Consider the following 13,837-nt stretch of genomic DNA (forward strand, 5'->3'; position numbering starts at 1 on the left):
AAGCCGGGACCCAGTGCTTTGGGAGCACGGGCGGCGGGGCGGCGCCGCAGCCATCAATCGACCCATCCTGCTCTACTCAAGGACTGGGTCCCGGCTTTCGCCGGGATGAGCGGAGCAGGGGGAGGGGCCGATGTCTGAGCATCCCGACCTGACCCGCGCTTCGCTCGACCTGTCGCCGCTTGACGCCCCCACGGGCACCGCCGTCCCGACGCCCGAGGGCATCGATATTGCCCCCGCCTATGGCCCCGACGGGCTCGAAGGCGTCGCCCACGCCGACGGTCTGCCCGGCTTCGCGCCCTATGTGCGCGGGCCCTATCCGACCATGTATGCGTCCAACCCCTGGACCATCCGCCAGTACGCGGGCTTCTCCACCGCCGAGGCGTCGAACGCCTTCTATCGGAGGAACCTCGCGGCGGGTCAGAAGGGGCTGTCGATCGCCTTCGACCTGGCCACCCACCGGGGTTACGATTCCGATCATCCGCGCGTGGCGGGCGACGTCGGCATGGCGGGCGTCGCGATCGATTCCATCCTGGACATGCGGACCCTGTTCGACGGCATCCCGCTGGACCAGATGTCGGTGTCGATGACCATGAACGGTGCCGTCCTGCCGGTCCTCGCCCTCTACGTCGTCGCGGCCGAGGAGCAGGGCGTGGGGCACGCCGCCCTGACCGGCACCATCCAGAACGACATCCTCAAGGAGTTCATGGTCCGCAACACCTACATCTATCCGCCGGCGCCCTCGATGCGGATCGTGTCGGACATCTTCGAGTGGACGGCGAAGGAAACGCCGAAGTTCAACTCCATCTCCATCAGCGGCTACCACATGCAGGAGGCCGGGGCGTCCGCCGATCTGGAGCTGGCCTACACCCTGGCCGACGGGCTGGAATACATCCGCGCGGGCGTGGCGGCGGGCATGGACGTGGACCGGTTCGCGCCGCGCCTGAGCTTCTTCTGGGCCGTCGGAATGGACTACTTCATGGAGGTGGCCAAGCTGAGGGCCAGCCGCCTGCTATGGGCCGAAGCGGTCCAGGCCGAGTTCGCGCCCAGGGACCCGCGCAGCCTGTCCCTTCGCGCCCACTGCCAGACATCGGGGTGGAGCCTCGCCGCACAAGATGTGTTCAACAACGTCCCCCGCACCATGGTCGAGGCCATGGCGGCGGCGGGGGGCCAGACCCAGTCGCTGCACACCAACTCTCTGGACGAGGCCCTGGCCCTGCCGACCGACTTCTCGGCCCGGATCGCGAGGAACACCCAGCTGCTGCTCCAGCTTGAGACCGGCCTGACGCGGGTCATCGACCCGTGGGGCGGCAGCTTCTTCGTCGAGCGCCTGACCCACGATCTGGCCGAGCGGGCCCGAGCCCACATGGCCGAGGTCGCCTCACTGGGCGGCATGGCCAAGGCCATCGAGGCCGGACTGCCCAAACGCCGCATCGAGGAGGCCGCCGCCCGCACCCAGGCCCGGATCGACACGAGCCAGCAGACGGTGGTGGGGGTCAACCGCTATCTGTCGGACACGCCCGACGACATCCCGGTGCTGAAGGTCGACAACGCCGAGGTCCGCGTCCGCCAGATCGAGAAGCTGCAGCGCCTGCGCGCCGAGCGCGACGAGGCGGCGGTCCAGGCGGCCCTGTCGGCCCTGACCGAAGGCGCGCGCGGGACTGAAAACCTGCTCGAACTGTGCGTCCGCGCCGCCCGGGCCCATGCGACGGTCGGCGAGATGTCCGACGCGCTGGAGGCCGCCTTCGGTCGCCACGTCGCCACGGTCGAAACCGTCTCGGGGGTCTATGGCCGGGCCGCCGGGTCCGACGCCCGCGTCTCCAGAGCTCGCGACATGGTCGCCGCCTTCGTCGAGAACGACGGCGGGCCGCCGCGCATTCTGATCGCCAAACTGGGCCAGGACGGTCACGACCGGGGCCAGAAGGTCGTCGCCACCGCCTATGGCGACCTCGGCTTCGACGTCACCGCCGGGCCCCTGTTCCAGACGCCGGCTGAGGCCGCGAAGGACGCGGTTGACAAGAACGTCCACGTCGTGGGCGCCTCGTCGCTGGCGGCCGGGCACCTGACCTTCCTGCCCGAGCTGAAGGCGGAGCTGGAGCAGCTGGGGCGGCCGGACATCATGATCACCATCGGGGGGGTGATTCCGCCGTCCGACGTCCAGACCCTGATCGACATGGGGGCGGCCGCCGTCTATCCGCCCGGCTCCGTCATCGCCGAGACCGCCATCGACCTGATCAACCGGCTGAACGCGCGTCTGGGCTACGCCCAAAGGGCCTAGGGTCGGTCGCGATCCGGCAGGGCCTCGACCTCGGCCTCGGTCAAACGGTCCTCGACCCGGGCCCGGCAGGGGTTCTGGCCGATCGTGTTCGACGACAGGACGATATCGACCCGGTCGCCGGGACACAGGCGCGAGCCCCCGCCCAAGGGCAAGAGGGCGATCGATATGGAGGCCTCGCCGTCCAGGCAGCCCGTGGTCGCCAGGCGATAGACGTCGCGGCGGGCCGACCGAACATAGACGGTGTCGGCGTCGGCGAAGCGGAAGTTGGTCACCTGACGCGGGAAGAAACAGACCTGGCCGCTGCCCTGTCCGGGCACGGGCGCGGCCCCGTCGGTCGGGGCGCACGCAGCGACGGCCACGCCAGTGGCCGCAAGGATCAGACTGGCGAGACGGGCGCGGGTGATGGTCATGGGAACCTCCGGGGTCACCCTGCGAAAGCCCCGCCCCGGGGTCAAGGTTCCGGGACGGTCCGCGCGGCCGGACGCGCCGGCGACACTCGTTCAACCACGGCCCTGGGCAGGGGCGAAGGCCGATCCAGGATCAGGGCCGCCACATGTTCGGCCAGCAGCGGTGCCAGGCAGAACCCCCGCGAGCCCAGTCCGCCCAGGACGAACAGTCCCGGTCGATCACCGACCGCCCCGGTCAGGGGCAGCCGGTCTCGCGTCGTGGCCCGCACCGCCGCGCGGGCCTGACCCGGGCCCGCCACAGCCGCCGCAGCCAGGTCGGGCGACCGGGTGGCCAGTGAGGCCAGATTCCGCTGCGTGTCGGCTGCGCGGACCTCGGTTCCGACGTCGCTCCGGTCATGGGTGGCCCCGAACAGGAAGCCGTCGGGCGTCGGCGCGACATAGCCGCCCCAGGCCTCGGCCTCGGGCGAGGGGGCCTGAACCCAGTCCGCCTGGCCGCGCACCGGCGACAGGGCGAGATCCTGCGCCAGTGGGCTCACGCCCCAGCCCGCGGCGAGCACCACGGCGTCGGCCCGGAGCGTTTGGCCCTTCCCGGCCGTGACGATCCAGCCATCACCATCCGCCCGGATGTCCCCAATCCGCCAGGCCAGCCGTTCGACGCCCTGAAGCCAGTCCCCTAGGATCATCGCCGGATGCACGGTCAGGGCCTCCGCCATGGCCAGGGAGCCGTCATCCTGAAGCGTCATGGATTCCCGCGGCCAGATCGGCTGATCGGCGATGCGGGCGAAGCGGCCGGTGTCCCGGTCTGTGGCGGGCCGCTGGCGCACACCCTCGGCGACCACGGCCCCCGGTATCGCGCGATACAGGCCCCCCGCCCGCTCCAGGGCCTGGGCGAACAGGGCGGCGATCGCTCCATCCCCCAGGTCGAAGCGTGGAGTGACCAGGGCCGCCGGAAAGCCGGAGGCCCCGGCCCCCGGCCCCTCGGCCTCGATCACAACGGGCCGGATTCCTTCGGCCGTCAGCGCGCGCACCACGGAGGCCCCCGCGATGCCCGCCCCGATCACCGCCACCCTCGGCCGGGGACGCGCGCCGGGGGCGGGACCGGGCCTGCGTCCCTCCAGCCGCTCGCGCTTCCTGCCGTGGCCGGGGCGTTTGTCGACGGTGAATCCTCGCTCGGCCAATCCCCGTCGCACGGCCCCGGCGACGGTGAAGGTCGCCAGGCGGGCGTCCGGCGCGGACCGGGCGGCGATCCCGTCCAGCACGGCGTCGGACCACATCTGTGGATTGGTCGACGGTGCGAAACCGTCCAGGAACCAGGCGTCGGCCCGGCCGGTCCACTGATCCAGAGCCCACGCGGCATCGCCCATCGCAAGATCGAGCACGGCATCGAAAGTGGGCAGATCGATTCGGTGGAACCCGGGCGTCGGCGGCGGCCAGTTTGCCAGCAGAGCGTCGCGAGCCTCGGCCACCTCCGGCCATTGCGCCAGGGCGCGCCGGGCCTCCTGGACACCGAGGGGGTAGGCCTCAATGGAAAAGAGGGTCAGGCGGGCACCCTCTGGCCGAGTCCGTTTCCACAGGTCCAGCAGGGCGACGATGTTCAGCCCGGTCCCGAACCCCAGTTCGGCCACTGTGAAGTGGTCGCGACCGTGCCAGGCATTCGGCAGGTCGCAGCCCCTGAGGAACACCGCACGACTTTCCGCAAGCCCGTCCTCGGCGGAGAAATAGACGTCATCGAACCGGCCAGAGCGGGGTTCGCCCGCATCGGTCCAGACCAGTCGAGGATCGCGGTCACCGCTCATGACGGGTCCTAAGCAGGAGAGCGGGCAAAGAAAAAGGGGCCGCCGAGGCGACCCCTTCTCCCGACGGGCGTGAGCCCGTCGAAGCGACTGAAGACCGAAAGGTCTTAGGCGGCGGGCTTTTCAGCAGCCGGGGCCATCGCGTCGGCGGCCGGGGCCATGGCGGCGTCGGCGGCGGGGGCGGCACCAGCGGCGGCAGCGGCGTCGCCAGCGGCGGCAGCGGCGTCAGCGGCGGCGGCGTCGGCGGTCGCGGCGGCGTCCGTGGCGGTGTCGGCGGCGGCAGCGGCGTCGGCCGAGGCGTCAGCAGCGGTTTCTTCGGCGGCGGGTTGGCAGGCGGCCAGGGCCAGAGCGGCGGCCGAAGCGGCGATCAGAGCGACGATGCGCATGATGTGTATCCTTCAGAAGGGGTTCAAACGGGGTCATGAATCCCCGTCACGGCGACATAACGAGATCGTGAGCGGAATCGCAAGCGAATTCCTCACGCGTTCGTGATCGCTCGTGTCCGCGCCGTGGGTAACCCTCGCGCGTGCTCTGAAGGGAGCCGGGCCGCGCGAGGCGGCCCGGTCCTGGAGGCGTCGCTTAGGCGGCGGGCTTCTCGGCCGGCGCCATCGCGTCGGCGGCCGGAGCCATCGCGCCGTCGGCGGCGGGAGCCATGGCGTCGGCGGCGGGCGCCATCGCGCCATCGGCGGCCGGAGCCATCGCATCGGCAGCCGGGGCCATCGCGCCGTCAGCGGCGGGCGCCATGGCGCCTTCGGCCGGAGCCATGGCGTCTTCGGTCTTTTCTTCGGCGGCCGGCTGACAGGCGGCCAGGGCCAGGGCGGCGGCCGAGGCGGCGACCACGGCGATCAGGTTGCGGTTGGACATGGGGAACCCCTCTGGATTGGTCGGTCCGGACGGTGTCCGGCCATGGAAGATCGCCCTCGGCCCGGTTGGACCCTGGACGCATCCGGGGCTTCGGCGGGAACGATCACGAGGTTACACGGCGACGTGAGCCGCCGTGATCGTCCTTGTGCGCCGTCCGTCAGGCCTCGGTCGGCGCGGCGGAGAGAGCCTCTTCCATTTCGGCGAACGACGGCTGGGCCGAGGAGGGGATGTCTCCCCGGCCGATCTCGACCGAGATCTGGGCGGCGTTGCCGTGCAGGTGCGCCACCAGCACCGACTGGATGATCTTGTAGTAGGAGCCGTCCGCGTTGGTGATTCCGGTCAGGCGCGCGGCCAGCGGCCCGACCAGACCATAGGCCAGGAACACCCCAAGGAAGGTGCCGACCAGGGCGCCGCCGATCATGCCGCCCAGCACTTCCGGCGGCTCGGTGATGGCGGCCATGGTCTTGATGACCCCCAGCACGGCCGCGACGATGCCCAGGGCGGGCAGGGCGTCGGCCATGTTCTGCAGGGCGTGGGCGGGTTCCAACGCCTCGTGGTGGTGCTTCTCCAGCTGCTTTTCCATGGCGTCCTCGATCTGGTGAGGATCCTCCAGGTTCATGGTCATCATCCGCAGGGTGTCGCAGATGAAGTCGGTGGCGAAATGGTCCTTCAGCACCTTGGGGTATTTCTGGAAGATGGTGCTCTCGGCGGGCTTCTCGATGTGGCTTTCCAGGGCGATCACGCCCTTGGACTTCATCGTCTTGGTCAGCTGGAACAGCAGGCTCAGCAGGTCCTTGTAGTCCTGCTTCTTCCACTTGGGTCCGGCGAACACCCGCGCGAACCCGCCGCCGACGCCCTTCAGCGTCGAAGGCGCGTTGGACATCACCAGGGCCGCGATCGCCGCGCCGCCGATCATCATCATCTCATAGGGCAGGGAGTGCAGGATGACCCCCATCTTGCCGCCGGCGATGGTGTAGCCGCCGAACACCATGCCGAAGAGCAGGACGATGCCGATGATCTGGAACATGAGGAGCCCGGGACGCGAGAGGAGCCGCAAACATGGCCGTTAATGCTTAACGGCGGCTTGCTGTCGGCCGGGAGCCGCCCGCGTCACGGTGACGGCCTTGCACCCCTCCGTCATCGGCCTATATTGCTCGGGGTTATGCTAACTTTGAGCATAAGGGTCTGGAGGCCGTTGTGGGCGTCACCTTGCAGCTGGATCGGGCCATCGCCCAGGAGACCGCTCCGGTCTGGGAGAAGGTCAAGAGCCACGTCACTCCGATGGAGTGGCCCGACCAGGCGCGCCTGATCAGCGAGATCAACGCGCTGAAGAAGGATCGTGACGCCGTCATCCTGGCCCACAACTACATGACGCCCGAGATCTATCACGGCGTCGGCGACTATGTCGGCGACAGCCTGGGCCTCGCCAAGGAAGCGGCCCGGTCGGATGCGAAGGTGATCGTCCAGGCGGGCGTCCACTTCATGGCCGAGACGTCCAAGATCCTGAGCCCCGATAAGACCGTGCTGATCCCCGACCTGAAGGCGGGGTGCTCTCTGGCCGAGGCCATCACGGGCGCCGATGTGCGTCTTATCAAGCAGCGCTATCCCGGCCTGCCGGTCGTGACCTATGTCAACACCACCGCCGACGTGAAGGCCGAGACCGATATCTGCTGCACCTCGGCCAATGCGGTTCAAGTCGTCGAATGGGCGGCCAGGGAATGGGGCGTCGACCGCGTCATCCTGATCCCCGACGAGTTCTTGGCGCGAAACGTGGCGGCCCAGACCACCGTCGGCATCATCGCCTGGAAGGGACGCTGCATCGTCCACGAGCGGTTCAAGGCCGACGACATCCATGCGATGCGGCAGGCTTATCCGGGCGCCGAGATCCTTGCCCACCCGGAATGCCCTGAGGACGTGCTGGGTGCCGCCGACTTCGCCGGCTCGACCGCCGCCATGACCGACTACGTCATGGCCAAGAAGCCGCGCCAGGTGGTGCTGATCACCGAATGCTCGATGGCGGCCAACATCAAGGGCGACGTGCCCGAGGTCGACTTCATCGGCCCGTGCAACCTGTGCCCCTATATGAAGCGCATCACGCTCACGAACATCCGCGACTGCCTGCGCGACATGACGTTCGAGGTCACGGTGCCCGAAGACATGATTCCCAGGGCCGCCCGGGCCGTCCAGCGCATGATCGACCTGCCGCCGCCCGCAGTCCCCGCCCGCTACGACATGATCAAGGCGCGCCATCATGTACCGGTGGAGCTGATCTGAATTCCGCCTGCCTGGTTCTGAACCGGCCCTTCGGCGAGCGTGCGCCGGGCCATTCCTGGAGATGATGATGAAGAGCCGCTTCAAGATCGCCGGACTGCTTCTGGCGGCCGGATTGGCCGCCTCTCCGGCCGCCGCTCAGTCCCCGTCATTCAGCGGACGCTTCGTGTTCCAGTCTCACGATCTCTGGGCCAACGCGACCGTCAGCACCCTGAGCGGCTTCGCGGAGTCGCGCCCGCTTTCCTCAGGGCGCTATGCCATCACCCTCGCCGCCCTTCAGTACCAACAGAACGATGAAGGAGAGGATGTCGGCCTCGCCTATCAGGACTGCATCGGCACGCAGAACGGAGCGGAACTCCGTATCGAATGCGAGGTCAGGGGCACGTCGTACGACAGCTATGGTGCCGACGCCTTCGTCCTGCAGCACAGTGGAAGCGACAGATTCTGGACAGGGGTTCTATCGACGTCGGATGACACGGCCATCGTGTTCATCTCGGCCGACTATTCGGCGAATTTGTCCCGATGACCGGGGCTGACCCTAGGCAAGGGCTTGATCGATCATGAGCGATATCGGCCCCTGGGGCTCACGCGACGGGCGGCCCGCGCCGACGCCGGTGATCGCTGAGCCCACCGCGACCATTACATCCTCCACCCCCGGCGCGCCGGTCGTGGACAAGGGCCAGAGTCTGCCCTGGGCGGTGGTCTCGACCCTGCTTCTGGGCGGTCTGATCTGGTGGACGACCGGCAGCTGGGTCGTGGCGGTCGCCGCGATCTTCGGCCTGTTCGTGCATGAATACGGCCACGTCCTGGCGATGAACCGGCTCGGCATGGGCCCGGCCAAGATCTACATCATCCCCTTCCTCGGCGGTCTCGCGCGCGGGCAGCGCAATCCGAAGACCGAGTGGGACGGGGTGCTTGTGTCGCTGGCGGGCCCCGCCTTTGGGCTCCTGGCCGTGATCCCGGCGGTCGGTCTGTGGTTCGTCACCGGGGACCCGGCCTGGATGCTGGGGGCCTTCTTCATCGCCATGATCAATCTGGTGAACCTGGCCCCCGCCCCGCCGCTGGACGGGTCCAAGGCGCTCGGCCCGGTCCTGGCCCGCATCGATCCCATGGTCGAGAAGGCCGCCCTGATCCTGATCGGGGCGCTGGTGGTCTGGTGGGGCTTCTCCACCGGCCGCTACATCCTGGCGATTTTCCTCGGCATCGCCGTGCTGGGCTCGCTGCGCCGGGGCGCGTGGCGGCCGGGCGAGCGGGTGCTGAGCTGGGGCGAGGCGGGCCAGTCGCTGGGCCTGTTCCTGGTCACCGCCGCCCTGTGCGCGGCCACGGCGCTCGGCGTGCTCCTCCCCCTGTCGGACGGCTCCGTCGATGGAGCCCTCGACATCGCCGCCCGCTTCATCGGCTTCGAGCGATGAGCCGGATCGTCCATGACGGGCCGCTGATCATCGGCGGCGGGCTGGCGGGCCTGTCCGCCGCCCTGTCGGCCGCGCCGCGACCGGTGCTGGTCGTCAGCCCCGCGCCTCTGCTGGAGGCCGCCTCCAGCGCCTGGGCCCAGGGGGGCGTGGCCGCCGCCCTGTCCGCCGACGACGCGCCCGCGCTTCACCTCAAGGACACCGAGGCCGCCGGCGCCGGTCTGGTCGATCACGCGGCCGCGCAGGCCCTGACCGCCGACGGCCGCTCCACGGTCGAGTGGCTGGCCTCGCTGGGCGCGCCCTTCGACCGCGACGCCGCCGGCGACTTCGCCGTCAGCCTGGAGGCGGCCCATTCCCGCGCCCGGGTCGCCCGGGTCGGTGGCGACGGCGCGGGACGGGCCATCCTGTCGGCCCTGGTCGACGCCGCCCGCGTGGCCGACCACGTCACCGTCTGGGAGGGCGCGCGCCTGCGGACCCTGATCCAGGACGCGACCGGCCGGGTACGCGGCGCGGTGATCGAGAAGGACGGAGACCTGATCGAGGTCCTCGCCTCCGCCGTGGTCCTGGCCACCGGCGGCGCGGGCGGCCTGTTCGGACGCACCACCACCCCCATGGCGCTCAAGGGCGAGGGTCTGGCCCTGGCCTGGGCGGCGGGGGCCGAGATCCTCGACCCCGAGTTCGTTCAGTTCCACCCCACCGCCATCGACGTCGGCCTGGACCCCATGCCGCTGGCGACCGAGGCCCTGCGCGGCGACGGGGCCCGGCTGATCGACGCCGAGGGCCGCTATCTGCTCGGGCCCGAACCCGACGCCGACCTCAAGGCCCGCGACATTGTCGCCCGGGCCGTCCACGCTGGCGTCGCGGAAGGACGTGGCGTGTTTCTCGACTGCCGCGCGGCCATCGGCGACCATTTCCCCCAGGCGTTTCCGGCGGTCTTCGCGGCCTGTATGGCGGCAGGGCTGGACCCGCGCCTCAGCCCCATCCCCGTGGCCCCGGCGGCCCACTATCACATGGGCGGGATCGTCGCCGATCCGGACGGCCGCACCAGCCTGCCTGGCCTGTTCGCCGTCGGCGAATGCGCCGCGACGGGGGTACACGGGGCCAATCGACTGGCGTCCAACTCCCTGCTGGAGGCGGCGGCCTTCGGTCGTCGCACGGGCCGGGCGGCGGCCGAACAGGCGGCGATCGGCGTCGGAGCGCTGCGGATCGGGCCGATCGTCGAGGACCTGCCAGACGCCGCCCTCGCGGAACTGCGCGCCGCCATGAGCGCCGACTGCGGCGTCGTGCGCGACGCCGTCGGCCTGACGCGTCTCGTGCAGCTGATCGACCGACTGGAGGCCGCCCACGGCGCGCCCCCCGCCCTGGTCGCCGCCCGCCTGATCGCCGACGCGGCCCTGGCCCGGCGCGAGAGCCGGGGGGGCCATTATCGCAGCGACTTCCCGCAGACCGCGCCCGTCCCGACCCACACCCGGCTGAGACGGGCGGCGACATCCCTGAAGGCCGCCGCGTGATCCCCGGCCCGCCCGACACCCTGATCCGACCGATCGTCCAGGCCACACTGGCTGAGGACCTGGGACGGGCGGGAGACGTCACCGCCGCCGCCTGCATCCCCGCGGGATCGCGCATGATGGCCGTATTCGCGGCCCGCAAGCCCGGCGTCCTGGCGGGGATCGACTGCGTCCGGCTGGCCATCATGGAGATGGACCCGGCGGCTCGGATCAACCTGCGATTGTCCGACGGCGACGCCTTTGAGGCCGGAGCGATCCTGGCCGAGGTCGAGGCCGACGCCCGCGCCTTCCTGTCGGCCGAGCGAACGGCGCTGAACCTCGTGGGCCGTCTCTGCGGCGTGGCCACCCTGACGCGGGCCTATGTCGGTGCTGTCACGGGCACAGGCGCGCGCATCGCAGATACCCGCAAGACCACGCCCGGCCTGCGCGCGCTGGAAAAGCACGCCGTGCGTTGCGGCGGCGGGGTCAATCACCGCTTCGGGCTGGATGACGCGGTGCTGATCAAGGACAACCACGTCGCCGTCTGCGGTGGCGTCACCGCAGCGGTTCGGGCCGCCCGCGCCCATGTCGGCCATCTGATGAAGATCGAGCTGGAGGTCGACGGCCTGACCCAGCTCGACGAGGCCCTGGCCCTGGTCGCCCAGGGCGCAGGTCCCGACGTCATCATGCTGGATAATTTCACACGCGCCGACTTGGCCGAGGCGGTCCGGCGGCGCGTGCAGGCCGGTCACAGCGTGGTGCTGGAAGCCTCCGGCGGGGTCGACCTGTCGACGGTCCGCGCCATCGCCGAGACCGGCGTGGACGTCATTTCGGTCGGCGCGCTGACGCACTCCGCCCCGGTCCTCGATATCGGTCTCGACGCGGTCTGACGGCGTCGCGCGCGGCTCAGGCCGTGGGCGTGTCGACCGAAGCGCTGTCCACGGCTTCTGCGACCGGCGCGGGCACCACGGCCGGAGCCGGAGCGGCAGCAGCGGGCGCGACGGCCTGGGCGACGGGAGCCGTGGTCGGCGCGTCGTCCTCCGTGCGCCCTTCCTGGGCCAGCAGCGCGGTATAGGCGATCGCCTGACCCGCCTGACGCAGGGAGTTGGCCGGATCGATGCCCGCGTGGACGGTCCGCTGAACCTCGGCCCCCGTCGAGGAATTGACCGCATAGCGGAAGGCCGTCGAGGACCCGGCGCGTCCGCCGAAGCGGTAGAAGACGTGGCTGCCGACCTGGTTCACGCGCACCAGGCTGTTTCTCCAGCGCGGCGACACGGCCGTGGTGTGGAAATGGGTGGCGTTGCCGACGCCGGCATAGACCGCGCCGGACAGGGCGGCCGAGGCGATGTCGCGCGCCCGGTTCCAGGCCGCCTGGTTGGGGCGGCCCCGCAGGGAGCCGTCGCAGGTGAAGCTGAACTGGCAGCCGACCCGGCGGTTCGAACCCTGGAACACCACGCCGCAGACGCTGTTGGGGAAGGCCCCGTGACGGGCACGGTTCAGGACCACCTGGACCACGGCCCGCATGCCGTCCGAGCCTTCGCCGCGCGCCTCAAAGTAAGCGGCCTGGGTCAGGCATTCGAGATCGCGCGAGGCGTCCAGGGCGTTGGACAGGCGGAAGGGGCGGGCGCTGTCGGCCAGGGTGCTCAGGCTGGCGCGACGCAGATCGGCGCGCGCGTCGCCGCCGCGAAGTTGTTCCAGACGGGCCGTCAGCAGCTCGGCCTGACGGTCGCGCTGAGCCGAACCGGCGACGATATAGGGGTCGTGGCGGCGCGCGATGGTCAGGGCGCTGGCGTCCAGCCCCCCGGCGGCGGCGGCCAGGGCCTCCTCAGTGAAGCCGGCGGCAGTGGCGCCCTCCAGCCGCTCGGCCTGGGCCCGCACCGTCGTTGCCTTGGCCACGGTGCCGCCCAGATAGGCGCACCCTATCGCCAGTCCCAGCAATCCGCCAAACATCGCCGCCGCCGTGGTGGGCCGAAGCCGGGCCACATGGTCGGGGCGCGCGTCGGTGCGCGTGGGAGCGGGATCAAGCAAAGGCGTCGTCCTGTTCAGCAGGGCGGACATGTCGCCCCCGGGTCGTCTGCGAAAGGACCGGGCGCGCAACCCGCCACATCCAGTCCTTCGCGAAGAACGGAGGTCGGCGAACGCCTGACCTCCGGAGGTGGGCCTTTATCCCCGTTAATGTGGCATCAATGTGTTTGATTCGCAAGATTGTGCTGCAACGCAGCAATCCGGACCTGGCGCGAGTTGTCGCAGAGTCGAGAGACGACGCGGTCGTGTCGCGGTGGTGGGCATTTGGCGCGAAAGCCGTATCCGTTTGCACTTGCGGAACTTTGGCGGCCACTTGGCTGATCCGCTGTTGTTCTAGCGGCCCTCGGATATTGTATTCGCATGCATCAAGTCCCGACCCTGATCTCAGGGTGGTGGCCGTACCGGAACCCGCGCCCGACGGTCGCGTTCACCGTGGCAGTCCACCGCTCCGCTTGAGGAACCCCGCCATGCGCCGTCTGATCGTCCCCATCGCCCTCATTCTCTCCGCCTCCGCCCTGGCCGCCTGTGGCCAGACCATCGAGCAGCGGGCCGCGACCGGCGCCGTCGCCGGCGCGGTTGTGGCCGGTCCCGTCGGTGCGGCCGTGGGCGGCGCGGCCGGCGCGGCGGTCGGTCAGGCGACCAAGCCGGACTGACAGGGCCCGCTGCCGGGTTGGCGATGGGTTCGGTTGTCCCCATCTGTCCGACGCGAACGCGCACCTGAAGGCGACAGTCGGCGGCGGAACGGGTCTCGGGCCCGTGTTTGCCGTCACCTGACCTTGATTTTCGACGCCGTTTCGGCTTTGCCCACGGCGACCGCCTTCGCGCCACCCCATCGCCGCCCCGGCGACGTTCCGCTTTCACACCGCCCCGCTTGCAACAAGGACGACCGAACTCCCGCATGAGAGACCTGAAACAGACCGGCTTCGCAGATCGCATCACGACCCAGCAGGAGGCCAAAAAGGCGCTCCTGGCCAAGTTCAAGCCCAAGCCGGCCGCGCCCGATCCCGAATTCGACAAGCTGGCAGCCAAGCGCGCGGCCGAGAAGGAGGAGGCGCGCCAGAAGCTCGAGGCCGAGAAGGCCGAGATCCGGCGAGAGAAGGCCGAGAAGGAGGCCGCGCGTCTGGCCGCCGAGCGCGAGGCCGAGGAAGCCGTCGAGGCCGAGAAGCGCGCCGCCCGCAAGGAGCGCAAGCAGCTCACCAAGGAAGAGCAGAAGGCCGCCCGTGACGCCCGCTACGCCGCCCGCAAGGCCCGCAGCCGCTGAGCGGATGAACGGTGACGGCCCGCGCCGTCACCGCGCCTGTCCGTC

At 70.3% G+C, this 13,837-nt stretch carries 14 protein-coding genes; 8 read left to right on the forward strand and 6 right to left on the reverse strand.

The genetic code is table 11. The features are described from left to right. Positions 1 to 130: 130 nt before the first annotated feature. On the forward strand, positions 131 to 2,275 hold the full coding sequence (gene scpA / locus ABN401_RS00970; RefSeq protein WP_349682941.1) for a methylmalonyl-CoA mutase: 2,145 nt from the start codon (positions 131 to 133) through the stop codon (positions 2,273 to 2,275). On the opposite strand, the gene ABN401_RS00975 is transcribed toward scpA, so the two are convergent. The 5 genes from ABN401_RS00975 to motA all read right to left on the reverse strand — a co-directional run bounded on the left by ABN401_RS00975 (position 2,272) and on the right by motA (position 6,366). Further along, the gene (locus ABN401_RS00975) at positions 2,272 to 2,685 is read right to left on the reverse strand and encodes a hypothetical protein (RefSeq protein WP_349682942.1); all 414 of its coding nucleotides are present in this window, start codon (positions 2,683 to 2,685) and stop codon (positions 2,272 to 2,274) included. The genes scpA and ABN401_RS00975 overlap by 4 nt on opposite strands. 41 nt (positions 2,686 to 2,726) lie before the next feature. Next, complete coding sequence (mnmC2, locus tag ABN401_RS00980) at positions 2,727 to 4,478, reverse strand: tRNA (5-methylaminomethyl-2-thiouridine)(34)-methyltransferase MnmC2 (RefSeq protein ID WP_349682943.1); 1,752 nt, start codon at positions 4,476 to 4,478, stop codon at positions 2,727 to 2,729. A gap of 104 nt (positions 4,479 to 4,582) precedes the next feature. Then, positions 4,583 to 4,861 (reverse strand): hypothetical protein, encoded by a 279-nt coding sequence (locus ABN401_RS00985; RefSeq protein ID WP_349682944.1) that lies wholly within the window; start codon positions 4,859 to 4,861, stop codon positions 4,583 to 4,585. A gap of 193 nt (positions 4,862 to 5,054) precedes the next feature. Further along, a complete protein-coding gene (locus tag ABN401_RS00990; protein WP_349682945.1) occupies positions 5,055 to 5,339 on the reverse strand; it encodes a hypothetical protein in 285 nt (94 codons plus the stop codon). Between the two features lie 157 nt (positions 5,340 to 5,496). After that, positions 5,497 to 6,366 carry a flagellar motor stator protein MotA gene (gene motA / locus ABN401_RS00995; RefSeq protein WP_349682946.1) on the reverse strand — a complete coding sequence of 290 codons (870 nt, stop codon included), beginning with the start codon at positions 6,364 to 6,366 and terminating at the stop codon, positions 5,497 to 5,499. 158 nt (positions 6,367 to 6,524) lie between these two features. On the opposite strand from motA, the gene nadA reads away from it, so the two are divergent. The 5 genes from nadA (at position 6,525) to nadC (ending at position 11,396) form a co-directional block, all read left to right on the forward strand. Further along, complete coding sequence (gene nadA / locus ABN401_RS01000) at positions 6,525 to 7,613, forward strand: quinolinate synthase NadA (RefSeq protein ID WP_349683246.1); 1,089 nt, start codon at positions 6,525 to 6,527, stop codon at positions 7,611 to 7,613. A 67-nt stretch (positions 7,614 to 7,680) separates the two neighbouring features. After that, complete coding sequence (locus ABN401_RS01005; RefSeq protein ID WP_349682947.1) at positions 7,681 to 8,136, forward strand: hypothetical protein; 456 nt, start codon at positions 7,681 to 7,683, stop codon at positions 8,134 to 8,136. 34 nt (positions 8,137 to 8,170) lie between these two features. Next, positions 8,171 to 9,022: a metalloprotease gene (locus ABN401_RS01010; RefSeq protein WP_349682948.1), complete on the forward strand. Its 852-nt coding sequence runs from the start codon at positions 8,171 to 8,173 to the stop codon at positions 9,020 to 9,022. Beyond that, complete coding sequence (locus ABN401_RS01015; protein ID WP_349682949.1) at positions 9,019 to 10,530, forward strand: L-aspartate oxidase; 1,512 nt, start codon at positions 9,019 to 9,021, stop codon at positions 10,528 to 10,530. The genes ABN401_RS01010 and ABN401_RS01015 overlap by 4 nt, the downstream gene beginning before the upstream one ends. Then, positions 10,527 to 11,396 carry a carboxylating nicotinate-nucleotide diphosphorylase gene (nadC, locus tag ABN401_RS01020; RefSeq protein WP_349682950.1) on the forward strand — a complete coding sequence of 290 codons (870 nt, stop codon included), beginning with the start codon at positions 10,527 to 10,529 and terminating at the stop codon, positions 11,394 to 11,396. Before ABN401_RS01015 ends, nadC begins: the two co-directional genes overlap by 4 nt. Before the next feature lie 16 nt (positions 11,397 to 11,412). Here nadC and ABN401_RS01025 read toward each other — a convergent pair whose 3' ends face one another. Further along, positions 11,413 to 12,564 carry a cell wall hydrolase gene (locus tag ABN401_RS01025; RefSeq protein WP_349682951.1) on the reverse strand — a complete coding sequence of 384 codons (1,152 nt, stop codon included), beginning with the start codon at positions 12,562 to 12,564 and terminating at the stop codon, positions 11,413 to 11,415. Positions 12,565 to 12,998: 434 nt separating this feature from the next. On the opposite strand from ABN401_RS01025, the gene ABN401_RS01030 reads away from it, so the two are divergent. Beyond that, positions 12,999 to 13,184: a hypothetical protein gene (locus ABN401_RS01030; protein ID WP_349682952.1), complete on the forward strand. Its 186-nt coding sequence runs from the start codon at positions 12,999 to 13,001 to the stop codon at positions 13,182 to 13,184. A 245-nt stretch (positions 13,185 to 13,429) separates the two neighbouring features. Further along, a complete protein-coding gene (locus ABN401_RS01035) occupies positions 13,430 to 13,792 on the forward strand; it encodes a DUF6481 family protein (protein ID WP_349682953.1) in 363 nt (120 codons plus the stop codon). Positions 13,793 to 13,837 lie beyond the last annotated feature (45 nt).

This window comes from Brevundimonas aurifodinae (assembly GCF_040195595.1).
In the GTDB taxonomy this organism is placed as follows: domain Bacteria; phylum Pseudomonadota; class Alphaproteobacteria; order Caulobacterales; family Caulobacteraceae; genus Brevundimonas; species Brevundimonas aurifodinae.